Origin of the sequence: Pseudomonas sp. NY15356 (genome assembly GCF_048068175.1) — a bacterium.
Taxonomy (GTDB): domain Bacteria; phylum Pseudomonadota; class Gammaproteobacteria; order Pseudomonadales; family Pseudomonadaceae; genus Aquipseudomonas; species Aquipseudomonas putida_K.
Window position 1 is genome coordinate 37,946 of record NZ_JBLUPW010000012.1, and the last position, 25,252, is coordinate 63,197.

At 64.7% G+C, this 25,252-nt stretch carries 21 protein-coding genes and 2 pseudogenes; 8 read left to right on the forward strand and 15 right to left on the reverse strand.

The genetic code is table 11. From position 1 onward, the window contains the following. Position 1: 1 nt before the first annotated feature. Complete coding sequence (gene ptsP, locus ACNFCI_RS11995; protein WP_368829198.1) at positions 2 to 2,854, reverse strand: phosphoenolpyruvate--protein phosphotransferase; 2,853 nt, start codon at positions 2,852 to 2,854, stop codon at positions 2 to 4. 285 nt (positions 2,855 to 3,139) lie between these two features. Here ptsP and cra point away from each other — a divergent pair, with 285 nt between their 5' ends. Continuing rightward, positions 3,140 to 4,135 carry a catabolite repressor/activator gene (gene cra, locus ACNFCI_RS12000; protein ID WP_084858535.1) on the forward strand — a complete coding sequence of 332 codons (996 nt, stop codon included), beginning with the start codon at positions 3,140 to 3,142 and terminating at the stop codon, positions 4,133 to 4,135. 2 nt (positions 4,136 to 4,137) lie between these two features. Beyond that, entirely contained in the window at positions 4,138 to 4,914 is a 777-nt protein-coding gene (locus tag ACNFCI_RS12005) for a TatD family hydrolase (RefSeq protein ID WP_324814061.1), read from the forward strand. Positions 4,915 to 4,928: 14 nt separating this feature from the next. On the opposite strand, the gene ACNFCI_RS12010 is transcribed toward ACNFCI_RS12005, so the two are convergent. The 5 genes and pseudogenes from ACNFCI_RS12010 to ACNFCI_RS12030 form a co-directional block, all read right to left on the reverse strand. Further along, positions 4,929 to 5,858: a methyl-accepting chemotaxis protein gene (locus ACNFCI_RS12010; protein ID WP_416768004.1), complete on the reverse strand. Its 930-nt coding sequence runs from the start codon at positions 5,856 to 5,858 to the stop codon at positions 4,929 to 4,931. Then, positions 5,832 to 6,947 (reverse strand): annotated as a pseudogene (locus tag ACNFCI_RS12015) (methyl-accepting chemotaxis protein); the annotation flags it as partial. The pseudogene ACNFCI_RS12015 and the gene ACNFCI_RS12010, both read right to left, overlap by 27 nt. Before the next feature lie 216 nt (positions 6,948 to 7,163). Next, positions 7,164 to 7,994: a regulatory signaling modulator protein AmpE gene (gene ampE / locus ACNFCI_RS12020; RefSeq protein ID WP_368829199.1), complete on the reverse strand. Its 831-nt coding sequence runs from the start codon at positions 7,992 to 7,994 to the stop codon at positions 7,164 to 7,166. Beyond that, positions 7,991 to 8,557, reverse strand: a complete 567-nt coding sequence (gene ampD, locus ACNFCI_RS12025; RefSeq protein WP_368829200.1) for a 1,6-anhydro-N-acetylmuramyl-L-alanine amidase AmpD — start codon at positions 8,555 to 8,557, stop codon at positions 7,991 to 7,993. The genes ampE and ampD overlap by 4 nt, the downstream gene beginning before the upstream one ends. Positions 8,558 to 8,632: 75 nt before the next feature. Beyond that, positions 8,633 to 10,786 (reverse strand): DUF1631 domain-containing protein, encoded by a 2,154-nt coding sequence (locus tag ACNFCI_RS12030; protein WP_368829201.1) that lies wholly within the window; start codon positions 10,784 to 10,786, stop codon positions 8,633 to 8,635. 246 nt (positions 10,787 to 11,032) lie between these two features. On the opposite strand from ACNFCI_RS12030, the gene nadC reads away from it, so the two are divergent. Continuing rightward, complete coding sequence (nadC, locus tag ACNFCI_RS12035; protein WP_084858541.1) at positions 11,033 to 11,881, forward strand: carboxylating nicotinate-nucleotide diphosphorylase; 849 nt, start codon at positions 11,033 to 11,035, stop codon at positions 11,879 to 11,881. A gap of 136 nt (positions 11,882 to 12,017) precedes the next feature. Here the strand turns inward: nadC and trxB are convergent, their stop codons facing one another. After that, positions 12,018 to 12,980, reverse strand: a complete 963-nt coding sequence (gene trxB / locus ACNFCI_RS12040; RefSeq protein WP_224456886.1) for a thioredoxin-disulfide reductase — start codon at positions 12,978 to 12,980, stop codon at positions 12,018 to 12,020. Positions 12,981 to 13,307: 327 nt separating this feature from the next. On the opposite strand from trxB, the gene cysZ reads away from it, so the two are divergent. Both cysZ and ACNFCI_RS12050 read left to right on the forward strand, forming a co-directional pair. Beyond that, positions 13,308 to 14,057 (forward strand): sulfate transporter CysZ, encoded by a 750-nt coding sequence (gene cysZ, locus ACNFCI_RS12045; protein ID WP_084858543.1) that lies wholly within the window; start codon positions 13,308 to 13,310, stop codon positions 14,055 to 14,057. A gap of 81 nt (positions 14,058 to 14,138) precedes the next feature. After that, a complete protein-coding gene (locus ACNFCI_RS12050) occupies positions 14,139 to 14,783 on the forward strand; it encodes a hypothetical protein (RefSeq protein ID WP_368829202.1) in 645 nt (214 codons plus the stop codon). Between the two features lie 59 nt (positions 14,784 to 14,842). Here ACNFCI_RS12050 and ACNFCI_RS12055 read toward each other — a convergent pair whose 3' ends face one another. Together ACNFCI_RS12055 and ACNFCI_RS12060 are read right to left on the reverse strand one after the other, a co-directional pair. Further along, entirely contained in the window at positions 14,843 to 15,274 is a 432-nt protein-coding gene (locus ACNFCI_RS12055; RefSeq protein WP_411969659.1) for a methyl-accepting chemotaxis protein, read from the reverse strand. A gap of 162 nt (positions 15,275 to 15,436) precedes the next feature. Then, a pseudogene (locus ACNFCI_RS12060) lies at positions 15,437 to 16,159 on the reverse strand (PAS domain-containing protein); the annotation flags it as partial. Positions 16,160 to 16,325: 166 nt separating this feature from the next. Between ACNFCI_RS12060 and ACNFCI_RS12065 the strand changes: the two are divergent. Beyond that, positions 16,326 to 17,543: a glycosyltransferase family 4 protein gene (locus ACNFCI_RS12065; protein ID WP_368829204.1), complete on the forward strand. Its 1,218-nt coding sequence runs from the start codon at positions 16,326 to 16,328 to the stop codon at positions 17,541 to 17,543. 95 nt (positions 17,544 to 17,638) lie between these two features. On the opposite strand, the gene ACNFCI_RS12070 is transcribed toward ACNFCI_RS12065, so the two are convergent. Both ACNFCI_RS12070 and ACNFCI_RS12075 read right to left on the reverse strand, forming a co-directional pair. Continuing rightward, positions 17,639 to 18,121: a glutathione peroxidase gene (locus ACNFCI_RS12070; RefSeq protein ID WP_084858547.1), complete on the reverse strand. Its 483-nt coding sequence runs from the start codon at positions 18,119 to 18,121 to the stop codon at positions 17,639 to 17,641. Between the two features lie 145 nt (positions 18,122 to 18,266). Continuing rightward, positions 18,267 to 18,752 carry an FKBP-type peptidyl-prolyl cis-trans isomerase gene (locus ACNFCI_RS12075; protein ID WP_084858548.1) on the reverse strand — a complete coding sequence of 162 codons (486 nt, stop codon included), beginning with the start codon at positions 18,750 to 18,752 and terminating at the stop codon, positions 18,267 to 18,269. Here ACNFCI_RS12075 and ACNFCI_RS12080 point away from each other — a divergent pair. Next, positions 18,751 to 19,053, forward strand: a complete 303-nt coding sequence (locus tag ACNFCI_RS12080; RefSeq protein ID WP_084858549.1) for a DUF3565 domain-containing protein — start codon at positions 18,751 to 18,753, stop codon at positions 19,051 to 19,053. The two genes, ACNFCI_RS12075 and ACNFCI_RS12080, sit on opposite strands and share 2 nt — an antisense overlap. A gap of 31 nt (positions 19,054 to 19,084) precedes the next feature. Then, the gene (pta, locus tag ACNFCI_RS12085; RefSeq protein WP_084858550.1) at positions 19,085 to 21,175 is read left to right on the forward strand and encodes a phosphate acetyltransferase; all 2,091 of its coding nucleotides are present in this window, start codon (positions 19,085 to 19,087) and stop codon (positions 21,173 to 21,175) included. Between the two features lie 42 nt (positions 21,176 to 21,217). On the opposite strand, the gene ACNFCI_RS12090 is transcribed toward pta, so the two are convergent. From ACNFCI_RS12090 to ACNFCI_RS12105, 4 genes are all read right to left on the reverse strand, one after another. Beyond that, the gene (locus tag ACNFCI_RS12090; RefSeq protein WP_084858551.1) at positions 21,218 to 21,937 is read right to left on the reverse strand and encodes an OmpA family protein; all 720 of its coding nucleotides are present in this window, start codon (positions 21,935 to 21,937) and stop codon (positions 21,218 to 21,220) included. Positions 21,938 to 22,032: 95 nt separating this feature from the next. Then, positions 22,033 to 22,677: an MBL fold metallo-hydrolase gene (locus ACNFCI_RS12095; RefSeq protein ID WP_368829205.1), complete on the reverse strand. Its 645-nt coding sequence runs from the start codon at positions 22,675 to 22,677 to the stop codon at positions 22,033 to 22,035. Positions 22,678 to 22,794: 117 nt separating this feature from the next. Then, positions 22,795 to 23,487: a sensor histidine kinase gene (locus tag ACNFCI_RS12100; protein WP_084858555.1), complete on the reverse strand. Its 693-nt coding sequence runs from the start codon at positions 23,485 to 23,487 to the stop codon at positions 22,795 to 22,797. Beyond that, the gene (locus ACNFCI_RS12105; protein WP_368829206.1) at positions 23,484 to 25,091 is read right to left on the reverse strand and encodes a tetratricopeptide repeat protein; all 1,608 of its coding nucleotides are present in this window, start codon (positions 25,089 to 25,091) and stop codon (positions 23,484 to 23,486) included. Before ACNFCI_RS12105 ends, ACNFCI_RS12100 begins: the two co-directional genes overlap by 4 nt. Positions 25,092 to 25,252: the final 161 nt, after the last annotated feature.

The window sequence follows — 25,252 nt, forward strand, 5'->3', positions numbered from 1 at the left end:
TTCAGTAACGCTCCACCAGCGCCCGTACCGCGGCGGCGCTGTCTTGTTGCAGGGCCTCGCGCGCCAGGGCGCGGGCGGTCTGGTGATCGGCCTGGCGAACCAGTGCCTTGACTTCGGCGATGCTGCGGGCGGCGACGCTGAGCTCGTCCACGTCCAGGCCGAGCAGCACCGCGACCGCCTGCGGGTCGGCCGCCAGCTCGCCGCACACACCGACCCACTTGCCCTGGGCATGAGCGGCGCGCACGGTCATGTCGATCAGTTGCAGCACGGCCGGGTGCAGGCCGTCGGCCTGGGCCGATAGGCTTGGATGGCCACGGTCGATGGCCAGGGTGTATTGGGTCAGGTCGTTGGTGCCGATGCTGAAGAAGTCCACCTCGCGAGCCAGCTGTGATGCCAGCAAGGCGGCCGAAGGCACCTCGACCATGATGCCGACCTGCAGGTCGGCGACCGGGATTTCCTCGCGCAGGCGATCGACCATGGCCTTGGCCTCGCGCCACTCGTGCACCTGGCCGACCATCGGGAACATGATCCGCAACGGGCGATCGTCAGCGGCGCGCAACAAGGCACGCAGCTGGTCTTCCATCACCTGTGGGCGCTGCAGCGTCAAGCGCACGCCACGCACACCGAGGAAGGGGTTTTCCTCGGCGGCGATCGGCCAGTAGGGCAACGGTTTGTCGCCGCCCACGTCGAGGGTACGCACCACCAGCGGGCGCCCGGCCAGGCCGTCGAGCACGCGGCGGTATTCGGCTTCCTGGGTGGCCACGTCCGGTGCCTGGGGGTGGGCCATGAAGATCAGTTCGGTACGCAGCAGGCCAACGCCTTCGGCGCCGTGCTCCACCACCTTGTCGATGCCGGTGCTCTCACCAATGTTGGCGCACACCTCCATGGCACGGCCGTCGCGGCTCACTGCAGGTTCGTGGCGCTTGGCCCAGGCCGCCTGCAGGCGCTGCTCGCGCAGGTCACGTTCAGCGAGGGCACGTTGCAGCTCCTCGGCGGGCGGCGCCACGCTGACCCGGCCACGCTGACCGTCTAGCAGCAAAGGCGTGCCGGGCTCCAGCAGCAGGATCGCCGCCCCTGCGCCGACCACCGCCGGGATGCCCAGGGCACGGGCGACGATGGCGCTGTGGGCGGTGGCACCGCCCTGTGCGGTGACGATACCGGCCACCCGTGCCGGGTCCAGGCGGGCCACGTCGGACGGGCCGACCTCGGTCATCACCAGCACATAAGGCTGCTGGGGCTCAGGTACGGCCTGGACCCCGCACAGTTGCGCCAGCACACGTCGGCCTATGTCACGCAGGTCGGCGGCACGCTCGGCGAGCAGGGCGTCATGCAGCGCCTCCTGCTGGCGCGCGGCGCTGTCGATGACGGTCATCCAGGCGGCCGCGGCGCTTTCGCCCTGGGCCAGGCGCAGCTCGACCTCATCGCCCAGGCCCGGGTCGGCGAGCATTTCCTGGTGGGTGACGAAGATTTCGCCGATGGCCTTGTCGCTGCGTTGCACCAAGGCCTGCAGTTCCGCATTCACCACCTCCAGGGCCTGGCGTAGCTTCTGGCGCTCCTGAGCAGGCGACTCGCCACGCAGGGGGTAGTCGATCTCGCGCTCGACATGGACATGGGCCGGGCCACTGGCGATGCCCGGCGCGGCACCGATGCCCTGGACCAGGCTGCCGGCGGGAGGGGCTTGCAGCGCTTCGACGGCAACCGGTGCAACAAGCACGGCCTGCTCGGGCAGGGGTTCCACGTCTTCACCCAGGCCCTGCTCGATGGCGGCCAGCAGCACCGGCAACGCATCGCTGGCAATGTTCGGTTCGGCGATCAGCTCCAGCGCCTGGCCACGCTGGGCACCGAGGCCCAGCAGCTTGCTCAGGCTCTTGGCCGACACCGCCGGCTGGCCGCTGTCGAGCAGACGCACGCGGATCTCGCCCTCGAAGCCCTTGGCCAGTTGCGCCAGCACTTTAGCCGGCCGGGCATGCAAGCCATGGGGGTTGGCCAGGACGATGCGCGCACTGGGCCAGTCGCTCGGCGCCTCGCCGCCCAGCACCTCGAGCACGTCGCGGCTGTTGGTGGCTTGGTAGAGCATCTGCCCACGGCCTTCGATCAACACCTCGCACAGGCGCTCGAGCAAGGCCTGGTGGGCAACACCCAGGCTGGCCAGGCAGAACAGGCCGTTGAGCGGCTGGTCTCGATAGCGCAGCGGCTGCTGTGGCGTAACGAAGGCCAGGCCTGGCTGGCGCACCTGGCGTTCGCTGTGCAGCCACCACAGGCCCTCGCCCAAGGGTAGCGGCTCGGCCTGCTGCAGCACGCTGGCAAAGCCTGCCTCGACGCACCCGGCGCGCTGCAACAGGCGCGCACCACGCCAGGCCAGCTCGTCGAAATCCTCGGCCGCCAGGTTCAGGCCCACCAACTGCGCATCGAGCGCCAGCTCTTGGGGGGCGCCCTGCAGCAGCTTGAGCAGGGCCTCGGCGGAGCTGGCCCGGCGCAAGGCCTCGGCCAGGTCGGTCTCGCCCAGGGCACGGGTCAGCAGTTGCAGCAGGCGCAGGTGTTCGTCGGAGCGGGCCGCGATGCCGATGGCCAGGTAGACGACCTGGCCGTCGCCCCAGTCGACCCCCTCGGGAAACTGCAGCAGCCGCACACCGGTGGCGAACACCTGGTCGCGGGTCTGCGGCGTGCCGTGGGGGATGGCGATACCCTGGCCGAGGAAGGTCGAGCCTTGCGCCTCACGGGCCTCGAGCCCTTGCAGGTAACCTTCGGCGACCAGGCCGTCAGCGACCAGCCGATCGGCCAGCAGGCGCAACGCCTGGGCCTTGTCGGCGGCCACCTGGCCCATGGCGATCTGCTCCTGAGCGAGCTCCAGCATGACCTTCTCCTTTTGCAGCCCCGGGGTCGGGTACTGAGGTATTGTTGTGAAATTCACGAAAAGGGCCAGTTCGACGACCTTGCGCGGATGGCAAGCCGCGGCAGGAAAATCACCTGCTGAATCGTTTAACCTGACCAGGAGGCCACGTTACTCGATAATCTTGCGACGAAAAAGCCCCATCCTGTCGGACAATTGCGACAATGGTCGCCTGCGCACGGCCTGGCCCTTGGGTCACACTACCCGGTCAAGCTCTGCAGCAGCCCCGGTAATAACAAGGAAAATTCGGTGAAACTCAGCGATATCGCCCGTCTGGCCGGTGTGTCCGTGACCACCGCCAGCTACGTCATCAATGGCAAGGCCGAACAGCAGCGCATCAGCAACAGCACGGTCGAGCGCGTGCGTGCGGTGGTCGAGGCCCACGGCTTCACGCCCAACCCCCAGGCTGCCGGCCTGCGCAGCCGGCACACCCGGACCCTGGGCTTCATTCTCCCGGATCTGGAGAACCCCAGCTATGCCCGTATCGCCAAGCAGCTCGAGCAAGGAGCACGCGCTCGTGGCTACCAGTTGCTGATCGCCAGCAGCGACGACCAGCCGGACAGCGAACGGCAGTTGCAGCAACTGTTCCGCGCCCGACGCTGCGATGCGCTGTTCGTTGCCAGCTGCCTGCCGCCGGACGACGAAAGCTACCGCGAGCTACAGGACAAGGGGCTGCCGGTGATCGCCATCGACCGGCGCATGGACCCGTCGTACTTCTGCTCGGTGATCAGCGACGATCGCGATGCCAGCCGCCAACTGGCCCAGAGCCTGCTGGACACGCGCCCGCGCACCATCGCCCTAATCGGCGCACGCCCGGAGCTGTCGGTCAGCCAGGCCCGCGCCGGCGGTTTCGATGAAGCGCTGCAACCGTTCGAGGGCCAGGTACGCCGCTATCAGGGCGAGGCCTTCAGCCGTGAATGCGGCCAGCGTCTGATGCAGCAATTGATCGAGGATTTCGGCGGCCTGCCCGATGCCCTGGTCACCACTTCCTATGTACTGCTGCAAGGCGTGTTCGACACCCTGCAGGCACGCCCGGCCGATTCGCGCCAGTTGCAGCTGGGGACCTTCGGTGACAACCAGTTGCTGGACTTCTTGCCACTGCCGGTCAACGCCATGGCCCAGCAGCACGGGCAGATCGCCGCCACCGCCCTGGAGCTGGCCCTGGCCGCCATCGAAGACAAACGCTACGAGCCCGGCGTGCATGCCGTGGCGCGTACGTTCAAACAACGCATCAGCGCAGGTTGACCATGCGCCTGATCGACACCCACACCCACCTGGACTTCCCCGACTTCGACGCCGACCGCCAACGCCTGCTGGCCAACGCGGCGGCCCTCGGCGTGGAGCGCATGGTGGTGCTGGGTGTGTATCAGGACAACTGGCAACGCGTGTGGGACCTGGCCTGCAGCACGCCCAACCTGTATGCCGCGCTAGGGCTGCACCCGGTGTACCTTGACCAGCACCGCCCCGAGCACCTGGCTCAGCTGCGCGACTGGCTGCAGCGTCTGCAAGGCGACCCGCGCTTGTGCGCGGTGGGCGAGTTCGGCCTGGACTTCTACCTGCCGGAACTGGACAAAGGCCGCCAGCAAGCACTGTTCGAGGCGCAACTGCAACTGGCCTGCGACTTTGCCCTGCCCGCCCTGCTGCATGTGCGCCGCAGCCACGCCCAGGTGATCGCCACCCTCAAGCGCTACAAACCCGCCCGCGCCGGCATCATCCATGCCTTCGCCGGCAGCTACGAAGAGGCTCGCGAGTACATCCGGCTGGGTTTCAAGCTGGGCCTGGGCGGTGCCGCCACCTGGCCCCAGGCGCTGCGCCTGCGCAAGACGCTGCCACGCCTGCCGCTGGAAAGCGTGGTGCTGGAGACCGATGCGCCGGACATGGCGCCATCGATGTTCCCTGGGGTGCGCAACAGCCCGGAGCACCTGCCGCAGATCGCCGGCGTGCTGGCCGAGGTGATGGGCCTCGAGGCCGAACGCTTGGCCGAGGCCAGTACCCAAAATGCCTGTGAGTTGTTCGGCTGGTAGCACCGGCCCATTGCTTAGATACGAAATGCCCCGATCAGCCGCTTGAGCTCCAGCACCTGGGCTGACAGGTTCCGGCTGGCATCCTCGGTCTGGTTGGCCCCCTGGGTCGTATCCTGGGCGGCGCGGTTGATCGCCACGATGTTCTGGTCGATATCGTGGGCCACCGCCGTCTGCTGCTCGACGGCGGCGGCGATCTGCTGGTTCTGCTCGACGATGCCACCCACCGCCCCAAGGATATTGCCCAGCGCCTGCTGCACCTGGCGAGCCTCGTCCACCGTGCCGGCGGCCATCTGGTGGCTGCTGCCCATCGCCCTGACCGCCGCGCTCACGCCTTCCTGCAGGCGCAGGATCATCTGGGCGATCTCCTCGGTGGAGTCCTGGGTGCGCCTGGCCAGGGTCCGCACCTCGTCGGCGACCACGGCGAACCCCCTGCCCTGTTCGCCGGCCCGAGCGGCCTCGATGGCCGCATTCAGGGCCAGCAGGTTGGTCTGCTCGGCAATGCTGCGGATCACTTCCAGCACCCGGCCGATGGCCTGGCTGTCGCCGGCCAGCTGGTTGACCGCGGCCACCGTGTGGTCGATCTCGCTGGCCAGGCGGGCGATGCTGCCCTGCTGGCTCTCCACCAGGCCACGGCCCGTGGCACTTTCACGATTGACCTGTTGCGCGCCTTCAGCGGCCAAGGCTGCGCTGCGCGCGACTTCCTGGGATGTGGCACTCATCTGGTTCATGGCCGCAGCCACCTGCTCGATCTGCTCGCGCTGGCCGCCGATGGCCTGGCTGCTGTGTACCGACACGGCCAGCACCTGACCGGCCTGCACCTCGACCTGGCCAACCGTGCGGCTGACCTGGCCGATCAGCTCGCGCATGCGTTGCACGGTCTGGTTGAACCCCTGGCCCAGTTCGCCCAACTCGTCCTGGCTGCGGGAGCAAAAACTGACGGTCATGTCTCCGGCGGCGACCTTGTCCATGGCCGAGCCGAGGTTGCCCAGCGTCTGGCGGATGGAAACGTAGAAGCCACCGGCAAGGTAGATGATCAACGCGAATACCACGGCCAGCGCGCCGACCAGGGCAATCATGCGCAACCGGTGCTCACCCAGACGCGCCTGCAACTGCACCTGCAAGTGAGTGAGAATGGCGTCGTTGAGCCGGTAGGTCTGTGCCATCAGACCGCTGACCTGTTGGTAGAACCCGGCCCAGGGCGCATCCAGGGTCTCGGCCATCACCACCTGTTCTTCGAACAGGCCGGCCGCCTGCTTGATGGTCGCCTGGCTGGCCTGGGCCAGCTCGGCCAGGGCGGCCTTGGCCTGCGGGTCGGCGGCCAAGGTTTCGTCCAGTCGAATGCCGTAGTCGGCGGCCAGCCGCTCCAGCCGTTGCAGCAAGTCTTCGAAACGGGCGCTGCCAGAGGAGTCGATGAAGCCTCGACCCAGGGCCGTGGCGCCCATCGCCCGGCCCTCGCCCAGCGCCTGGGTCACCTGGCCCGTGGCGACACCCAGCACCTCGCTTAAGTGGCGCACCGAGGCCTGGCTGTCCTGGTCCAGGCCCACATGGCTGGCCACCTGCTTGGCCAGTACCTGGGCCTGCACCAGCAGTTTGTCCACCAGGGCCGCCTTGCTTTGCAGGGAAGACTCGTTGCGGGCCCGATCAAACGATTCGCCCACCTCGTCGCGCCGGGCCTGCAGTTGTGGGTCGTCGAATAGTAGCGCCTGCAGCTTCGCTGCGACCTGCTCTTGACTGTGCCCGATACGTTGCTCCAGATCGCCGGCCTGCCCCGACTGGCCGAGCATCATGTTGATCTGCAAGAGATTGCCCAGGGTTTCCAGCTCCCCGCGCAAGGCCAGGGCGCTCGCCAGAGGAGCCAGGCCCTGAAGCTCGACTCGGGTGGCATGGAACTGGTCATGGACGCCGCGCACCAGGTAGAAACTGGTGACCAGCATCGGTACGAAGAACAGGGCGCTGATCAGGCTGAACTTCAGGCCGAAGCTCAGCCGGTCCATCAGGACGATGGCCGGATAGAGCAAACGCAGCATGCGCATCTCCTTGGATTCTTTTTATTCTTTGAGGTAGCACAAGGCCATTAACGGCCAGGCGACCTGTATAGCGCAGAACGAATCCAAGGTTTGTAATTTAAGGTTAAGCAGGAGTCGAGGCTGTGTGGCTGGGCTGCACCAGCCTGTGGATATCTCGCTCGTGTAGGAGCGGCCTTGTGCCGCGAAAGGGCTGCAAGGCAGCCCCAAAACCTGCACGCCCCGTCAGACCAACACGGTCCACAGCGCAAAGCACGCGTACCACAGCACCGCACAACGCAGCAGCAGCTCCCAGAGGCTGTCCAGCCGCCCCAGCCCACGCTGGTCGTCTTCTTCCTCGGGCACCGTATCGGCCACCCGCCCGACCCGCGCCACCAGGTGCCCGGCGCTGATGTGCCAGTTGAGCAGCTCGTGCAGCATCACCCGCACCACAGCGACGAAGTTGCCGACCAAGGCAAAGCTCAACGCCAGCACCCGCACCGGCAGCCAGTCCATGGCATGGCGCAGCTGCTCGGCCCGCTCCTTGAGCGCCGGTTGCCGGCTGTTGCCCGCGCACAGGGCCAGCAGGCGATAGGCCAGGGCGGCTCCAGGTCCCAGCAGGAAGTACCAGAAGATCACCGCGAAAAAGCTCTGGTACGCCTGCCACAGCAAGTGGCCCTGCACTCGGATCAACAAGCTTTGCGCATCGTCGGCGGCCAACCCCAGGTCACGCTCGGCCACATGCAGGGCGGCCTGGTCATCTCCCCGGCGCCAGGCATCCCGGAACGGCCCCAGGGCCGCTTTGGCATCGCCACGGCCGAGGCTGTAGATCAGCACCAGCAAATGCACCGGCAATGCCAGCAACCCGTAGGCCACCGGCTCCAGTACATGCAACAGCAGAGCCAGCAACGCCACCGGCGCCAGCACCAGAATGGCCAGAGTCCACCAGGGGTGTACCTTGCCGCTGCGCTCCAGGCGCACCAGCTCGCCCAGGAAGAAGCCATCACGTTGCAGCCGCTGGCGCAGGGCGGAGAATTTCTCGACCCAAAGCACCAGCACCAACACCAGGAAACTCATGCATTGTCCTCATTGCACTGCAGCGCCGCGCGATAGCGGCACCAGTCGAAGGCCGGGCCCGGGTCGGTCTTGCGTACCGGGGCGATGTCGCTGTGGCCACAGATGCGCTGCGGGCCGATCACCGGCCAGGCGCGACGAATCTCGCGGGTCAGCTGCTCCAAGGTAGCGTACTGGGCATCGGAGTAGGGCAGCTCGTCGGTGCCTTCAAGCTCGATGCCAATGGAAAAATCGTTGCAACCCTCGCGCCCGTCGAAGCTCGAGACACCCGCATGCCAGGCCCGGTCGAGCAAAGACACGAACTGGGTCACCGCACCGTCACGCTCGATGAACAGGTGCGCCGATACGGTGAGGTGGCAGATGTCTTGGAAATAAGGGTGCTCGCCTGGGTCGAGCTGGTTCTGGAAAAACTGCTGCACCTTGCCGGTACCGAAGCACGCTGGCGGCAGGCTGATGTTGTGGATGACCAGCAGGGAAATGGCTTCGCCTTCGGGGCGCGCATTGAAGTTGGGCGAGGGGCAATGGGTAACGCCGGAGAACCAGCCTGTCGCACGGTCCAATTGCATGGAGCAGTTCCTGAAAATCGCCGGGGAGGTAACCAGTATGCCCCGCACCCGATGCGCTTGCATGTAAATGATTGTTCAGCTATCCGCCTGGCGGCGCAAGCGCCCGAGCACTGCCTCCAAGGCCCGCTCGAACAACAGCCCGTCGTCCAGCAGGCGCAGTTCGCCGCGGCGCAGGGCCTGGGCCAGCCCCGCACGGTTCCACTCGCGCACCTTCATGCCGGTGCGGTTGGCGAAGACGAAGCGGTCATGGCTGTCGATCCTGGCGACCAGCTTGCAGCGCAGCAACTCGTCGTCATCCATTACCTCGACCCATGCACCGACCTTCAGCCGCTGCACCTGGGCCAGCTCCGGCCCTTGCATGTCCGGCTGCAGCAAAGGGCCGCACGCTGGCTCGTCGGCCACCGCCAGGATGACTTCCTCGGCCACCAGCACGTGCTCCACGGCACAGGCGCTGCCCGGTGCACCCACGCAGGCAGCCAGGTGCAATTGCTCCAACTGCTGGAAGAATTCGCGGGTCGCGACCGCGTCCATGACCACACCCGCCAGGCCCTCGCGCAGGGCCTTGAGCAGCCCCGGCACCTGCTGCAGCAAGCGCTCGCGCGCCGAGGGCTCGTGGTGCGGGGCAATGCTCGCCAGCAGCGCGTCCATGGTCGCCAGCCCTTCGGCCCAGCCTGCGGAACCTTCGCCGTGCTTGAGCCAGGCCAGCAGCAGGACCTGGCTCCAACCTTGGACCAGCATATGCACCACCGCCTGCGGCAGAACCCGGCCATGCAGGCGCACGTTCAGCTCTTGCTGCACCTGCAGGCGAGCCTGCAAGGCACGCGCCCTTCCCTCTTCGGCGTCACGGGTGCGTTGCTCGAGCAGCTCGTTGCGGCGGCGCTCCTGCTGGCTGAAGGCCAGAAAGTCCTCGAGCAGCTCGCTGAACAGCCGTGGATCATCGGTGAACTCGTTGAGCAATCGCTGGACGATACGCTCTACCCGCAGTTGCAGGCTGTCGTGCAGCCCCTCGTTGCTGGTTTCCCAGCCAATGGCAGCCGCTGCGATCTCGTTGAGCAGGCGCCGGGCCGGGTGGCTGGCACGGCTGAACACGGCCTTGTCGAGCAATGCCACCTTGAGCAACGGAATGTGCAGCCGTTCGATCAGCTCACGCACGGCCGCAGGCAGGTTGTTATCTTTCTGGATGAATGCGAACAACAGGCCGACCAGGTTGAATGTGTCCTCGTCGGCGGTGGCGATGCAACGGCGCGTACCACTGCGCACGCTCACCCGCAGCAACAGCTGCTCCAGCTGCTGGCCCAGATCGAAATCATCGCCCTCACAGGTGGCAGGCACGTAGTGCTGCAGATGGGAGAGCAGCCGCAACAGGTCGGCGGTGCTGACCGGCTGTGCGCCGGGCACCTGCTGCACCCGAGGTGCAACGCGGCCTCGCAGTGGCGCCAGCAAGGGCGTCAGCGCGTCGAAGAATACCTGGCTGGCATCGTCGGCCTGGGGCTCGTCGGCCTTGGCCAGGCCAGTGGCCGGTCGTTCCAGATGCCGGTGGTCCTCGGCGCGGCGGCGCGGCGCAGCCTTGAGTTCAGGCAATATGCCAGCATTGGCCAGTAACTGGTTGGCCTGCTCGTACAGTTGATCGATTTCGCGCAACACATAGCGCTCGAACAGTTTCAGCAAGACCAGCTTGACCTTCGGCCCTACCCCCAGGTCGCGCCCGGCTTGCAGGAAGTGGTCGCACAATGACTCAGGCCCCAGCGCAAGCCTTTGGGCCAGAGGGGTTTCGAGCAGGACCTGGAAGCGTAACGTCAGTTGCTTGAGCGCCTGACCATCCCGGGACAATACTCGCGCGACCATCGCCTCGACAGCCGCAGAGCGCTCCAGTTGCGCAGTGCTGCGTGAGCGGTCGGCTACGCCCGATTGCCGCTCATCGGCCTGGTTGAGCCGGGCGAAGGCATCGTGAAACCGGTCGAGGAACCCGCGCTCGATGTTCTTGCGCTTGAGGCGCAGGTCGCGCATCGCCTCGAAGTACAGGTTCTGCTCGAAGCGTTCGCTGGCCTTGTCGGCCATTTCGAAGAGGGTGTCGTCGGCATTGTCGAACAGCGTCTGCAGGGCCAGGCGCAAGTGCAACGCCGCCTGGTCGCGTACCTGCAAGAGCGGAACCGGCAGGCAAGGCAAGGACGCACGCGGCCCTCGATCGATGGCCGCCGCCAGCGGCACCACCTTGCCTTCTATCTGCATCCCGGACTCCTTGATAGGGGTGATCTATTCGAATGATCTGAACCAGTCAAAACCATGACGCCAAATACTGGTCGCATTATCGGTAAAAAATCTGACAGCTTCTAGCGCGATCTGCTTACGCTCCCAACTGACCATGGGTTCGGCGAAATGCTCACTCGTCCTGACCAAAGGTCACCGGTGTGGTTGGCGCTGTACACGTCGGCCCCCTGCCCTATAATCGCCGGCACCTAGCTTGTGGAGCCGACCATGCCGAACCTACGCCTCGCCGACCTGACCGCCGAAATCGAAGCCAACGTGCGCCGTGCGCTGCTGGAAGACATCGGCAGCGGCGACATCACCGCCCAGCTGATTCCGGCCGAGCGCCTGGCCAAGGCGACCATCATCACCCGCGAAGATTGCACCATCGCCGGTACCGCCTGGGTCGATGCGGTGTTCCGCCAGCTCGACCCGCGGGTGGCCGTACACTGGCAGGTGGCCGACGGGGACCGGGCCAAGGCCAACCAGGCGCTGTTCCACCTCGAAGGCCCGGCGCGCTCATTGCTCAGTGGCGAACGCACGGCGCTGAACTTCCTGCAGATGTTGTCCGGCGTGGCTACCCGGGCGCGTTTTCTCGCCGACCTGGTGCAAGGCACCCAGGTGCGCCTGCTCGATACCCGCAAGACGCTGCCAGGCCTACGCCTGGCGCAGAAATATGCCGTGACCTGTGGCGGTTGCGACAACCATCGCATCGGCTTGTATGACGCCTTCCTGATCAAGGAAAACCATATCGCGGCCAGTGGCGGGGTAGCCGAGGCGGTTGCTGCGGCGCACAAGATCGCCCCGGGCAAACCGGTGGAAATCGAAGTGGAAAGCCTGGACGAGCTGCGCCAGGCGCTGGCAGCCGGTGCCGATATCGTCATGCTCGACGAATTGACGCTCGATGAAATGCGCGAGGCCGTGCGCATCACCGCCGGCAAGGCCAAGCTGGAGGCCAGCGGCGGCGTGAATGAAAGCACCCTGCGGGTGATTGCCGAGACGGGGGTGGACTACATTTCCATTGGTGCCATGACCAAGGATGTGAAGGCGGTGGATCTGTCCATGCGCCTTAGCCTGTAAACGACTGGGGCCGCTTCGCGGTCCTTTCACGGCACAAGGCCGCTCCTACAGGGGACCGCGTTACATACGAACATGCGGTCTGTGTAGGAGCGGCCTTGTGCCGCGAAAGGGCCGCAAAGCGGCCCCATTACGGAGCTTAGAACGACGCGTTGGCCAGGCCGTCCAGGTAGCGCTCGACGTCCAGTGCCGCCATGCAGCCGGCACCGGCGGAGGTGATCGCCTGACGATAGACGTGGTCAGCCACGTCGCCTGCAGCGAACACCCCTTCGACGTTGGTGGCGGTGGCGTTGCCTTCACGGCCACCGTTGACCACCAGGTAGCCGTCCTTGAGGGTCAGCTGGCCTTCGAACAGCGAGGTGTTCGGCGTATGGCCGATGGCGATGAATACGCCGTCGACCTTGATTTCGTCGCTGCTGCCATCGTTGTTCTTCAGGCGGGCACCGGTCACGCCCATGTCGTCACCCAGCACTTCGTCCAGGGTGGCGTTGAGCTTGAGCTCGATCTTGCCTTCGGCCACACGGGCGTGCAGCTTGTCGACCAGGATCTTCTCGGCGCGGAAGGTATCGCGACGGTGTACCAGGGTCACCTTGCTGGCGATATTGGCCAGGTACAGCGCCTCTTCTACGGCCGTGTTGCCACCGCCCACCACGGCGACCGGCTTGTTGCGGTAGAAGAAGCCGTCGCAGGTGGCGCAGGCCGAAACGCCTTTGCCCATGAAAGTCTCTTCCGACGGCAGGCCCAGGTAACGGGCACTGGCACCGGTGGCGATGATCAGGGCATCGCAGGTGTAGGTGCCGCTGTCGCCCTTGAGGGTGAACGGCTTGTTGGCCAGGTCCACGGCATTGATGTGGTCGAAGACAATTTCGGTTTCGAAGCGCTCGGCATGCTCCTGCATGCGCTGCATCAGCGCAGGGCCGGTCAGGCCGTGGGGGTCGCCTGGCCAGTTGTCGACTTCGGTGGTGGTGGTCAGCTGGCCGCCAGCCTGCATGCCGGTGATCAGCAGCGGCTTGAGGTTGGCGCGGGCGGCATAGACCGCGGCGCTGTAACCGGCAGGGCCGGAACCGAGAATGATGACGCGCGAATGACGTACTTCAGACATGTCGAACTCCTGTCGAGGCGGCCGCGGCCGGCATCGGTGTGCCGGCAGCACCGGCTGGAATTAAAAGGGATCTACGCAGCACTTGGGGAAGGCTACAACGCGTAGATCCGAAACCCAAAAGTTGAGCGCACTGTAGCGAGGTCGCAGAGATTAAGGAAATATCCTTCGACAATCCACCTTATAGAGTGCTTCTATCCAAGCTGAAAACCGATAGAAAATCTTCACTCGCTTTTGTTACAGCCCATTGCTTCTAGGATTGGCGCCTTTCGTCGTGCGGGCAAACTCGGGTAAGGTCAGCGCGTTTTCCCTTTGATCCGGAGCGTCTCGATGCAAGCCCCTGTCCTCTCTGGCCCCCAGTACCTGCGCGAAGGGCTGAAACTGGTCATGAGCCCGAACCTGCGGCTGTTCGTCCTGCTGCCGCTGGCGGTCAACCTATTGCTGTTTGGCGGCCTCATCTATTTTGCCGGGCACCAGTTCAGCCTGTGGGTCGACGCTTTGATGCCCACCCTGCCGAGCTGGCTGAGCTTTCTCACCTACATTCTCTGGCCGCTGTTCGTCGCCTTGGTGATACTGATGGTGTTCTTCACCTTCACCCTGGTGGCCAACATCATCGCGGCGCCGTTCAACGGCTTCCTCGCGGAAAAGGTCGAGGTGGTGGTGCGCGGCGAGGACACCTTCCCCGCCTTCAGCTGGGGTGAGCTGATCGCCATGGTGCCACGTACCCTGGGCCGCGAAATGCGCAAGCTGGGTTACTTCCTGCCGCGGGCCATCGGCCTGTTCATCCTCTCGTTGATCCCGGTGGTCAATGTGGTGGCCGCACCGCTGTGGCTGATCTTCGGGGTATGGATGATGGCCATCCAGTACATCGACTACCCGGCGGACAACAACAAGATGAGCTGGCAGGACATGCTCGCTTGGCTGCGTGAGAAGCGCTGGCAGTCGCTGGGCTTTGGCGGCATCACCTACCTGGCGCTGATGATTCCGCTGGTGAACGTGGTGATGATGCCGGCGGCGGTCGCAGGTGCCACCTTGTTCTGGGTGCGAGAGGGAGCGTCCGGTAAACAGAACCCGCGGTAGTTATATACCCTAGGCTGGCTTCGAATCAGTGGCTCAATCATCGCCGGCACCCTGTGGTGCGCATCTTTGGAGGATGACCAGATGATTGACGACGATAAGTTGAAGGTGGATGTTCAGGACGAGGGGATTGATGAAAGCGTTCCCATGACGGCAGAACCTGAACAGCCTGCCGAGGCGGAACTGGAAGCACCACAAGACTCTGCCGAGCCAGAGCCTGAACATCCTGAAGAATCTGTCGAACCTGAACGCGAAGAGCCGGAAGAACCCGTCGAACCTGAACGCGAAGAGCCGGAAGAACCTGCCAAGCTCGACCAGTCCGGTGCACTCGAGATCATAGCCTCGTCAGTAGGTCCAATCGACCCACTGGGCCCGCTGGGCCTGCGTGGTCGCGTGGGTAAGGAGGGGCCGGACCTCACCAATGCGGAGCACGAAGCATTCGACAAAGTGCAGACGCATGTGCACTTCGTTTTTCAGGACGTCCTGTCGAACCATGGTCTGGATCCTTCGGGGGATTGGCTCATCCACATCAAGGATGATTTCTCCGAGCGCTCTCCTGCCGCCATATTCCTGACCTGGGCACTGATTACCGGAAACCTGCAAAAGCCGGCACTCGTCGAGTATGAAGACCATCGTACAGGTGAGGTACTTGCCGATACCGACGGCACCTTCTGGGCCGCCCTGCAAGAAACGTTCGACATGATGATGAAGGTAGGTGTGATCGCCTGACGTCTGAAATACCCCGGGCCTGCGCGCAGTTTGCGGCGCAGGCCTTTTTCAGCGCTCGCTCAAAGGCTCAACTGGCTGGAAAATCGCCCTACCGCATCCACCACCTTCTGCGCACCTTCCTGGATCTCGACGATCACCCCACCAGTATCGGCGGCCAACGCCAACCCCTGCTCAGCCTGGCGCTTGCTGGTGTCGATGATATCCACCGCCGCCTGGGCCAGTTGCTCGTTCTGCAGAACCACCTTGGCAATCTCGTCGGTAGCCGTACTGGTACGCGAGGCCAGCTGGCGCACCTCGTCGGCCACCACCGCGAAGCCTCTACCCTGCTCGCCTGCCCGCGCCGCCTCGATAGCCGCGTTGAGCGCCAGCAGGTTGGTCTGCCCGGCGATGTCGCTGATGGTCTTGATGATCGAACCGATCACCCGAGATTGTGTATCCAGCGCCTGGATGCCTTGGGCCGCGTCCTGCATGGAACGCTCCAGGCCACGCATCACATCGACGGTCTGGGTCACCACATCCGTGGCCTTGCGCGCACTGGCATCGGTGCCCAACGATGTGTTGTAGGCGATATCCGCAGCCTCGGCAACAGCCAGCTCCTGGTTGACCTGGTCAGTGATCACGGTTGCGAACTTGACCACTTTGTAGAGCACGTCATGGGCATCGATGATCGGGTTGTAGGATGCCTCCAACCACACCACCCGACCATGGGCGTCGATGCGCTTGAACCGGTCGGCGACGAATTCGCCACGGCGCAGCTTGTCCCAGAAGGCCTGGTAGGCCGGCGAATTGGCTTCCTCAGGTTCACAGAAAATACGGTGATGCTTGCCGCGCACCTGTTCCAGGGAATACCCCATGGCCTGCAGGAAACGGTCATTGGCGGTCAGCACCTCGCCTTGCAGGTTGAACTCAATCAGCGCGGTCGAACGCATCAAGGCCTTGATCAGGCTTTCATGCTCGCGAGAGGTCTCGATGGTGCGCGTGAGGTCGCTCGAATGCAGGCTGAAATAGCGGATTCGCCCGTCGCTGCTCTTGACCGGTTGCAGGATCGAACGCAGCCAGGCTTCCTGGCCATTGCCACGCAGCAGGCGGAAGGCGCCGTTGAGGTGCTCGCCACGGGTAATGGCGCCTTTCATGCGCTGATAGAAGTCCAGCTGCTTCACATGGGCTGGGACGATGTCCTCGATATTGCGCCCGATCAGTTGTTCGGCGCGGTAAAGCATCTCCTGCTCGAAGTTGCTGTTGACCGTCTCGATACGACCGTCGGGGCCAAGCTGCAAGACCAGCATCTCGCTGTCGAGGCTGCTCTTGACCTGCTCGACGGACATCAGGTCCTCGCGCAGTTGCTGGATTTCTTTTTTGAGTTTGCTGTTGAACATGACCGCTCCCGGGAGCGCACCCCGACCGTTGGATACTTCTGCATCGGCTGGCCCCGAAGGATTCTTGAGTGCCCCGCGAGGAAATGTTCACACGGGCAAAACCCGCGTCACCAGCCAGCCACGAATCTGTCACATGAACGCAACAGCCCAGGCGGACACTTTTGTCATGAACATACCGCCCCTGCGCATCACCCTGGTCACCGAAACCTTTCCACCCGAAATCAATGGCGTGGCCAATACCCTTGGCCGCCTCAGCGATGGCTTGCGTGAACGCGGGCACCAAGTGGAGTTGATACGCCCTCGCCAGGCCAGCGACAACGCCAGTCGTGACACCGACGACCTGTTGCTCTGCCGCGGTTGGCCGTTGCCCGGCTACCCGGGCCTACAATGGGGGGAAACAACCAAGCGCACCTTGGTACGACGCTGGCGTCGGCAACGCCCGGATGTGCTCTACATCGCTACCGAAGGCCCGTTGGGGCTGAACGCCCTGCGTGCCGCGCGCCACCTGGGCATCGCTGTGGTCAGCGGTTTTCATACCAACTTCCCGCAATACTCGGGGCAATATGGCCTGGGCCTGCTGACCCGCCTGCTCACCCATTACCTGCGATGGTTTCACCGGCGCACCGCGGTCACCCTGGTGCCCAGTGCCAGCCAGCGCCTGGAGCTGGAGCGCCGGGGCTTCGAACGCCTGGGGCTGATGGCACGGGGGGTCGATGCCTACCTGTTCAACGCGGCCCGGCGTAGCCAAGCGTTGCGCCAGGCATGGGGCCTGGGGCCGGACGATATCGCCGTGATCCATGTCGGCCGCCTGGCTGCGGAGAAGAACCTGGGGCTGTTGCAGCCCTGCATGGACGCACTGCACAAGGCTTATCCACAGCGGCGCATGCGCCTGGTGGTCGTGGGCGACGGGCCACAACGCGAGCGCCTCGAGCAGTCGCTGCCCGATGCCGTGTTCTGCGGTGCGCAGCGGGGCGAAGCGCTGGCAGAGCACTATGCCAGCGGCGACCTGTTCCTGTTCCCCAGCCTGACCGAGACGTTCGGCAACGTGGTACTCGAGGCGTTGGCCTCAGGCCTGGCCGTGGTCGCCTACGACGAAGCGGCCGCCGCCCAGCATATCCGTCATGGGCATAGCGGGAGCCTGGCCATGCCGGGTGACCAGGCGGGGTTCATCGACGCGGCGTGCTGGTTGCTGGAGGAAGACGAAACCTTGCGCAGGGTGCGCCTGAATGCACGCCAGCATGCCAGTCGACAAGGCTGGCCCACGATCATCGAGCAGTTCGAGGGATATCTGGCCGGTGCGTGCCGTCAGGTTGCCAGCCAGGATGGCGGAGCAGTGAATGGTGCGTTGGCGACCAAGCCTGGCTCGACAGCACCGCACGGTTGATCACCTCAAGGCCCCATCGCAGGCTGTCGCCAGCTCCCACCGAGACTGCGCCGCTCTCTTCTGTGGGGGGGGGCCCGCGACAGCCCCCTGGATATTCAGCCCAAGGCCTTCTCGATCGCCTGCACGACCACCGGATCATCCGGTGCGGTACGCGGTGCGAAACGGGCCAGCACGCGCCCGTCCTTGCCCACCAGGAATTTTTCGAAGTTCCAGGTGATATCCCCCGGAAATTCGGCGCCCTCACCCGCCAGCAGGCGGTACAGCGAATGACGCTGCGGCCCGTTGACCTCGAGCTTGGCGCCCAACGGGAAACTCACCCCGTAGTTGAGGCTGCAGAATTCCTGGATGTCCTTTTCGCTGCCCGGCTCTTGCCCGGCGAACTGGTTGCACGGCAGGCCCAGGACATTGAAGCCTTTGTCCTTGTAGACCTGGTACAGGTTCTCCAGGGCCTTGTATTGCGGCGTCAGGCCACACTTGGAGGCGACATTGACCACCAACACCACCTGGCCCTTGAACGGTGCGAGGGGCAGTTCCTCGCCGTTCAGCGCCTTCAACGTCAGGTCGTGAAATGCACTCATGATGACTCCCCTCTCAGGTTCCCGATGGTCGCAGGGGCGAATCGCGCCCACTAAAAAGGCGCGCGGCCAAACCGTCGGCCTTCCCCAAGGAAGGCAAAACGGCTTGCCCGAGCGCCTGGCGACTCTCTGAGCTTAGCGCAGAAAATCAGTGGTGATGGCCACCTTCACCGTGGATGTGACGGTGAGCGATTTCTTCGTCGCTGGCGTCACGCACGTTGACTACCTTGACCTTGAAGTTCAGGCGCTGGCCGGCCAGCGGGTGGTTGCCGTCGACGGTGATGTCGTCGCCGTCGATGTCGCGGATGGTGACGATCTGCATCTGACCGTCCGGCGCCGAAGCGTGGAACTGCATGCCGACTTCCAGTTGGTCGACGCCTTCGAACAGGCTGCGATTCAGGGTGCTGACCAGCTCGGCCAGGTACTCGCCGTAGGCTTCTTCAGGTTCGATGGCGACGTTCAGCTCGTCACCGGCCTGCTTGCCTTCCAGGGCTTTTTCCAGGCCCGGGATGATGTTGGCGGCACCGTGCAGGTACACCAGCGGCGCACCACCGGCGGAACTGTCGATGACCTCCCCGGCGTCGTTGGTCAGGGTATAGTCGATGGAGACAGCCTTGTTGGCGGCGATCAGCATGGGGCAAGACCTTTTGCAAAAGAATGTAGAGCGATCAAGTGTAACCAACGCATCGCCCGATTGCGAACGCGTGTCGGGGAATGACAAATCCGTCAGTCGGATCACTGGTTTTCACCAGGACGAAGAGGGCCACTGGGTGGTCGAGCTGTCGTGCGGCCATACCCAGCATTTGCGCCACCAGCCTCCATGGCAGGCGCGGCCCTGGGTGCTGGACCCGGCCGAGCGCCAGCGCCGCATCGGCCAGGTATTTGCCTGCGGCTGGTGCGCCCAGGGGGTCGATAGCGATACCCTTGGCGGCTGACCCCTTGCACCGCTTATTTCGAGAAGCACGCATGCAGACATTTTTCATCGCGCCGACCGACTTCGGTGTCGGCCTGACCTCCATCAGCCTGGGCCTGGTGCGCACCTTGGAGCGCGGCGGGCTGAAGGTCGGCTTCTTCAAGCCGATCGCCCAGCATCATCCCGGCGATACTGGCCCCGAGCGCTCCAGCGAACTGGTGGCGCGCACCCATGGCATCCGCCCGCCAACGCCTCTGAGCCTGGCCCAGGTCGAGCGCATGCTCGGCGATGGCCAGCTGGACGAGCTGCTCGAGGAGATCATCCGCCTGTACCAACAGGCCTGCATCGGCAACGACGTGGTGGTGGTCGAGGGCATGGTGCCGACCCGCCACGCCAGCTATGCCGCGCGGGTCAACCTGCACTTGGCCAAGAGCCTGGACGCCGAGGTGATCCTGGTGTCGGCGCCGGAAAACGAAGTGCTCAGCGAGCTCTCCGGGCGTGTCGAGTTGCAGGCTCAGCTGTTCGGCGGCCCACGCGACCCGAAAGTGCTCGGGGTCGTGCTCAACAAGGTGCGCACCGACGAAAGCATGGCCGCCTTCGCCGCCCGCCTGCGCGAGCATTCGCCGCTGCTGCGCGGCGACGACTTCCGCCTGCTGGGGTGCATTCCCTACCAGCCCGAGCTCAACGCCCCGCGCACCCGCGACGTGGCCGAGCTACTCGGCGCCCAGGTGCTCAATGCCGGGGACTACGAACAACGGCGCATGAACACCATCATCATCTGTGCCCGTACCGTGGCCAATACCGTGCCACTGCTCAAGCCCGGCACCCTGGTGGTGACCCCAGGCGATCGCGACGACATCATCCTCGCCGTGAGCCTGGCGGCCATCAATGGCGTACCGTTGGCCGGCCTGCTGCTGACCAGCGACAGCAAGCCGGACCCGCGCATCCTGGAATTGTGCCGAGGCGCCCTGCAGGCCGGGCTGCCAATTCTTTCGGTGGGTACCGGTTCGTATGACACCGCCAACCGCCTCAATTCGCTCAACCGGGAAATCCCGGTGGATGACCGTGAACGCGCCGAGTTCATCACCGACTTCGTCGCCAGCCACCTCGACGCGGCCTGGCTGCACCAGCGCTGCGGCACGCCGCGCGAGCTGCGCCTGTCGCCGGCGGTATTCCGCTACCAGCTGATCCAGCGCGCCCAGCAGGCGAACAAGCGCATTGTCCTGCCGGAGGGCGCCGAGCCGCTGCTGGTGCAGGCAGCGGCCATCTGCCAGGCCCGCGGCATCGCCCGTTGCGTGCTGCTGGCCAAGCCCGAGGAGGTCGAGGCGGTAGCCCGCGCCCAGGGCATCACCCTGCCGCCTGACCTGGAAGTCCTCGATCCAGAGGCGATTCGCGGGCGTTACGTCGAGCCCATGGTGGAGCTGCGCCGCAGCCGCAACCTCAACGCGCCGATGGCCGAACAGCAGCTGGAAGACCCGGTGGTGGTCGGCACCATGATGCTGGCACTGGATGAAGTCGACGGTCTGGTCTCGGGCCTGGTGCATTCCACTGCCAACACCATTCGCCCGGCCTTGCAGCTGATCAAGACCGCACCGGGCAGCAGCCTGGTGTCCTCGGTGTTCTTCATGCTGTTCCCCGAGCAAGTGCTGGTATATGGCGACTGCGTGATGAACCCGCACCCCAGCGCCGCGGAGCTGGCCGAGATCGCGCGGCAGAGCGCCGAGTCGGCCCAGGCCTTGGGTATCGCGCCACGGGTGGCGATGCTCAGCTATTCAAGCGACTCGGCGGCCAGCGACGAGGAAGTGGAGAAGGTGCGCGAAGCCACCCGTCTGGCGCAGCAGGCCGAACATGATCTGCTGATCGACGGCCCGTTGCAGTACGACGCGGCGGCCAACCCTGAGATCGCCCGCCAGCTGGCGCCGGCGAGCCCAGTGGCGGGCCGTGCCACGGTGTTCGTATTCCCGGACCTCAACACTGGCAACACGACCCACAAGGCGGTGCAGCGCAGTGCCGATTGTGTAAGCCTGGGGCCGATGCTGCAGGGGTTGCGCAAGCCGGTGAACGACCTGCCGCGGGGGGCGCAGGTGGACGATATCGTGCACACCATCGCCCTGACTGCGATTCAGGCCAGTACCGTGCGCTGACATGCAAAAAGGGGCCGCTATGCGGCCCCTCATTTCCTTGCCTTACGGGTACTGCTGCACGGTACCCTGCTGGTCATACTGCTGGCCAGGGATCGGCTTGAGGTTCACTTCCACGCGACGGTTCTGGGCACGGCCATTGGCGTCGGCGTTGCTGGCGATCGGCTGGTCCGGGCCCATGCCGCGTACGGAAACGCGCGACGGGTCGACACCCTGGGAGGTCAGGTAAGTGCTGACGGCCTGGGCACGGCGCTGGGACAGGTCCATGTTGTGCTGACGGCTGCCGGTGCTGTCGGTGAAGCCCACCACCTCGATGGTGTTCTGGTTGAACTGCTTGAACGAGTTGGCCAGATTGTTCAGCGGCGAATAGAAGCTTGGGGAGATGTTCGCCGAATCGGTGGCGAAGGTGATGTTACCCGGCATGATCAGCTTGATCTGGTCACCCTGGCGCTGCACCTCGACACCGGTGTTGGCCATCTTCGCACGCAGCTCGGCTTCCTGTTTGTCGGCGTAGTAGCCGTAGCCTGCAGCAGCGGCGCCCACCGCGGCGGCGCCGATCAGCGCGCCCTTGCCACGGTTGTCGTGATCGATGGCGGCACCGGCGATGGCACCGGCCAGCGCGCCCAGGCCGCCGTACTTGGCGGTCTTGCTCATCCCGGTGGAGCCTTGAGCCTGGCCCTGGCTGTCATAGGGGTTCTGGCCGGCACAGCCAGTCATCAGGGCAGCAGCGGTAGCGACGATAATCAGACGACGCATGGTGAACATGGACAAGCTCCTACAGATATTCGAGAGTGCAACAGGTCATGGATGGCCCTATGCCAGCCTTGGACCCGAGCGAAACGGAAAAATTCCCTGAAACCTCAGGCCCGCACGAAAGGATTTTCGCGCATCTCGTCGCCAAGGCGGGTATCCGGGCCATGGCCAGTTACCACCACTGCCTCTTCATCCAGGCAATACAGCCGCGACTTGATGGAGCGAACGATAGCCCGCTGATCGCCACCCCACAAATCGGTACGGCCGATGCCGCGGCGGAACAGGGTGTCGCCGGCGATCAACAGCTTGGCATCGGCGAACCAGAAGCTCATCGAGCCAGGCGTGTGCCCAGGAGTATGCAAGGCCACACCGCAACCGCAGGCCAGCGCCTCGTCATCATCCAGCCAACGGTCCGGCGACGGCACCGGCGTATAAGGCACCCCGAACATCTGGCATTGCATCTCCAGGTTGTCCCACAAAGGCTGGTCGTCCTTGTGCAGGTGCAAGGTCGCGCCGGTCAATTCCTTGAGCTTGCCCGAGGCGAGGAAATGATCGAAATGGGCGTGGGTGTGGATGATGCTCACCAGCGTCAGACCATGGGCCTGAAGGCGCGCCAGGATTTTCTCTGGGTCACCGCCTGGGTCGACGACGATGGCCTTCTTGCTGATCGGGTCGCCGATCAGGGTGCAGTTGCACTGCAAGGGGCCTACGGGGAAGGTTTCGCGGATGAGGAGAGTGGAGGCGGTGTTCATGGGAGGCTCCTGGGGACTGCCGGCATGTTAGCGGTGTCTGCGATGCCTGTCTTGGGTGGTTTGTCTTGGGCTATGCGGTATGACGCAGATCGAGCGCCGGCCGCCATGCGCCTGACACTAAGGCAGATACAACCGGAACAACCCACCCCCCAGCGCCCCGCCGTTGGCAATCTCGATGCGCCCGCGCACACCGTTGCGTTCGTGCAGGGCCGCGATACGCGCGGCGAAATACAGGCCAAGGCCTGTGCTGCCAGTACGTGAATCGATGCCCTGGAGGTAGTCCTGCTGGCGTTCGAGCATGCGCTCTGGATAGCCCGGGCCGTCGTCGTTGACGCTGATGACCAGTTGCTCGCCCTGCTCCTCGATACTGATCAGCAAGGCATGTCCGGCGTGGCGGATGGCATTGGTGAGGACATTGGCCACCACCGAGGCGACCAGTTCGCGGTCGAAGAAACCCAGCGGGTTGTCGGTGTCGATGCGCCAGGTGGCGAGGATATCGCGATGCCTGAGCACCTCCTGCTGCGCCGCAAGCTGGGCCTCGATGAAATCGTCCAGCTCATGATAGTCGGGGCAGATCGGCAACTGGTTGATGCCCAGCTTGTACAGGCCCAGCAGTTGCACCAGCATGCCGTTCAAATGACGAAACTCGTGTTCTATCACGCCTTGTTCGCTGCCGCCGTGCAGCACCTCGGGCAGACGCGCCAACCACTGGTCGTGGGCCTGGATCAAGGCCGAAAGCGAATTCTTCATGTCGTGCACGGTGGAGGCGATCACCGTGGAGAAGTCCAGCCCCTTTTCGTCTCGATTCATGCGCCGAAGATCCGGATATGCAGTTTGCGGTAGCGGTCGTAGCGGCTGTCGCTGGCCGGAATGCCGGCAACGCTTTGCAGGCAGTTGCGGCATTCCTGCATGATCGCTGGCGTAGGGCTCTCGCCACCTACACGCAGCAGCGCCTGGGCGGTGTTGAGGGCGATGCTGATGTTCTTCGGCTGCAACGACAGGGCCCGACGGAACATGTCCAGGGCCTCGCCGAGCTGGCCAGCCTGATAGCTGCGTACACCCTGGCGGTTGAGGTCGACCGCCTCGGTGACCGCCCCGAGCACTGACGGATCGTCCGTGATCTGGGCAACGCTCTGCATGACCTTCGGATCGTCGCCATAGGTTTCCACACAGCCTTTCAGGATGCTGGTGCCCGCGGCTTGCTGGCCGAGCGCCTGCAACTGCCTGGCCACACTCAAGGCGGCCTCGACCGAGAAGAACTGGTCCATTTTCTCCAGCCGCTGCAGGGCCTGCTCGGTGAGCTTGCCGGCGGTTTCGGGGTCGCCGGCCTGCTGCAGGCTGGCGGCTTTCATCAGGCGGGCGCGCACTTGCAGGCCCTGGTCCTCGACATGCTCCTTGGCGACATCGCTGAGCACGCTGTTGATTTCGACGCGGGTACGCGCGTCCAAGCCATTGCCGACGTTCTTGCTCATCAGCGCCTGGACCAGGCCCAGGTTGCTCTCCGGGTCCTTGTAGCGCGAACTCTGCCCTTGGTTGACCGCATGCCGATAGGCCTTGGAGGCGCTTTCGAAATCTTCGTTGTCCAGGGCCAGCTTGCCCAATGCCGCCTGCCGGCGCACGGCCAGGGGCGACAGGCGCACCGCCTCCTCGAGCATGTGCTGGGCGCGCTTGGTCTCGCCCTGGGCCACCAACACCTCGGCCAAGCCGTCGTACAGGCTGGGCATGATCGGGAAGGCCTTGAGCGCTTGCTCGAAGACACCCTGGGCTTCGCCGTGCTGGCCGCGCTTGTGCAACAGGTTGCCCAGGGCGGCATAGACCCAAGGTTGCGGGCGGCTGGCCAGGATGGTCTTGAGGAACTTCTCCAGTTCCTCGACGCGGTTGAGGTCGCGCAGAGCATCGGCCCGATAGCGCAGGCACAGCGGTGCGAAGCGTGGGTCCTGCTTGCACAGCTCGGCGCAGGCCGCCAGCACCTCGGCCGGGCGACCACGGTCCAGGGCCTGGAGGATGGGCTTGAGCAACGTCTTGCGCTGCGCCAGCTTTTCCAGGCGCTGGGCCAGGCCCACGCGGTTGAACGGCTTGGTCAGGTAGGCGTCCGGCTCATGCTCGAGGGCACTGAGCACGATCGCCTGGCTGCTCTCGGCCGTGACCATGATGAACACGCATTCATGGCTGATCAGCTTGTCCAGCAGCAGGTCTTCGAGCACCTGCTGGCCGTTTTTCTTGCCATCGCCGAGGTGAAAGTCCTGAAGCACGAAGTCGTAGCGCTTCTGCGCGCACATGCGCAGGGCCTGTTCACCGCTGTCGGCGGTGTCCACATCGCGTGCGCCCAGCTCCCGGAGCATGGAGCGGGTCGAGGTACGAAAGTCGGTGAAGTCATCGACGATCAGAAAGCTTTTTTGCCCGTACTGCAGCATCAATACGACCTGTATTGGCAAGGGGTTGTAGAGTGGCACACGACGATGCCCGACATCGGGGCCTGGCAGTGCCGACGCATGCCGCCCGCGATGGCGTCGGCACGGCTATCCAGTAACCCGAACAGCTTATCGGCAGCAGGCGAGGAAAAATGAGGGCGCGA

Bases quoted from the DNA above. Each gene is read 5' to 3' on its own strand.
- ptsP (WP_368829198.1), bottom strand. From the start codon at position 2,854: ATGCTGGAGCTCGCTCAGGAGCAGATCGCCATGGGCCAGGTGGCCGCC.
- ACNFCI_RS12005 (WP_324814061.1), top strand. From the start codon at position 4,138: ATGCGCCTGATCGACACCCACACCCACCTGGACTTCCCCGACTTCGAC.
- ACNFCI_RS12010 (WP_416768004.1), bottom strand. From the start codon at position 5,858: ATGACCGTCAGTTTTTGCTCCCGCAGCCAGGACGAGTTGGGCGAACTG.
- ampE (WP_368829199.1), bottom strand. From the start codon at position 7,994: ATGAGTTTCCTGGTGTTGGTGCTGGTGCTTTGGGTCGAGAAATTCTCC.
- ampD (WP_368829200.1), bottom strand. From the start codon at position 8,557: ATGCAATTGGACCGTGCGACAGGCTGGTTCTCCGGCGTTACCCATTGC.
- ACNFCI_RS12030 (WP_368829201.1), bottom strand. From the start codon at position 10,786: ATGCAGATAGAAGGCAAGGTGGTGCCGCTGGCGGCGGCCATCGATCGA.
- nadC (WP_084858541.1), top strand. From the start codon at position 11,033: ATGCCGAACCTACGCCTCGCCGACCTGACCGCCGAAATCGAAGCCAAC.
- trxB (WP_224456886.1), bottom strand. From the start codon at position 12,980: ATGTCTGAAGTACGTCATTCGCGCGTCATCATTCTCGGTTCCGGCCCT.
- cysZ (WP_084858543.1), top strand. From the start codon at position 13,308: ATGCAAGCCCCTGTCCTCTCTGGCCCCCAGTACCTGCGCGAAGGGCTG.
- ACNFCI_RS12050 (WP_368829202.1), top strand. From the start codon at position 14,139: ATGATTGACGACGATAAGTTGAAGGTGGATGTTCAGGACGAGGGGATT.
- ACNFCI_RS12055 (WP_411969659.1), bottom strand. From the start codon at position 15,274: ATGCGTGGCCTGGAGCGTTCCATGCAGGACGCGGCCCAAGGCATCCAG.
- ACNFCI_RS12065 (WP_368829204.1), top strand. From the start codon at position 16,326: ATGAACATACCGCCCCTGCGCATCACCCTGGTCACCGAAACCTTTCCA.
- ACNFCI_RS12070 (WP_084858547.1), bottom strand. From the start codon at position 18,121: ATGAGTGCATTTCACGACCTGACGTTGAAGGCGCTGAACGGCGAGGAA.
- ACNFCI_RS12080 (WP_084858549.1), top strand. From the start codon at position 18,751: ATGGGGCAAGACCTTTTGCAAAAGAATGTAGAGCGATCAAGTGTAACC.
- ACNFCI_RS12075 (WP_084858548.1), bottom strand. From the start codon at position 18,752: ATGCTGATCGCCGCCAACAAGGCTGTCTCCATCGACTATACCCTGACC.
- pta (WP_084858550.1), top strand. From the start codon at position 19,085: ATGCAGACATTTTTCATCGCGCCGACCGACTTCGGTGTCGGCCTGACC.
- ACNFCI_RS12090 (WP_084858551.1), bottom strand. From the start codon at position 21,937: ATGTTCACCATGCGTCGTCTGATTATCGTCGCTACCGCTGCTGCCCTG.
- ACNFCI_RS12095 (WP_368829205.1), bottom strand. From the start codon at position 22,677: ATGAACACCGCCTCCACTCTCCTCATCCGCGAAACCTTCCCCGTAGGC.
- ACNFCI_RS12100 (WP_084858555.1), bottom strand. From the start codon at position 23,487: ATGAATCGAGACGAAAAGGGGCTGGACTTCTCCACGGTGATCGCCTCC.
- ACNFCI_RS12105 (WP_368829206.1), bottom strand. From the start codon at position 25,091: ATGCTGCAGTACGGGCAAAAAAGCTTTCTGATCGTCGATGACTTCACC.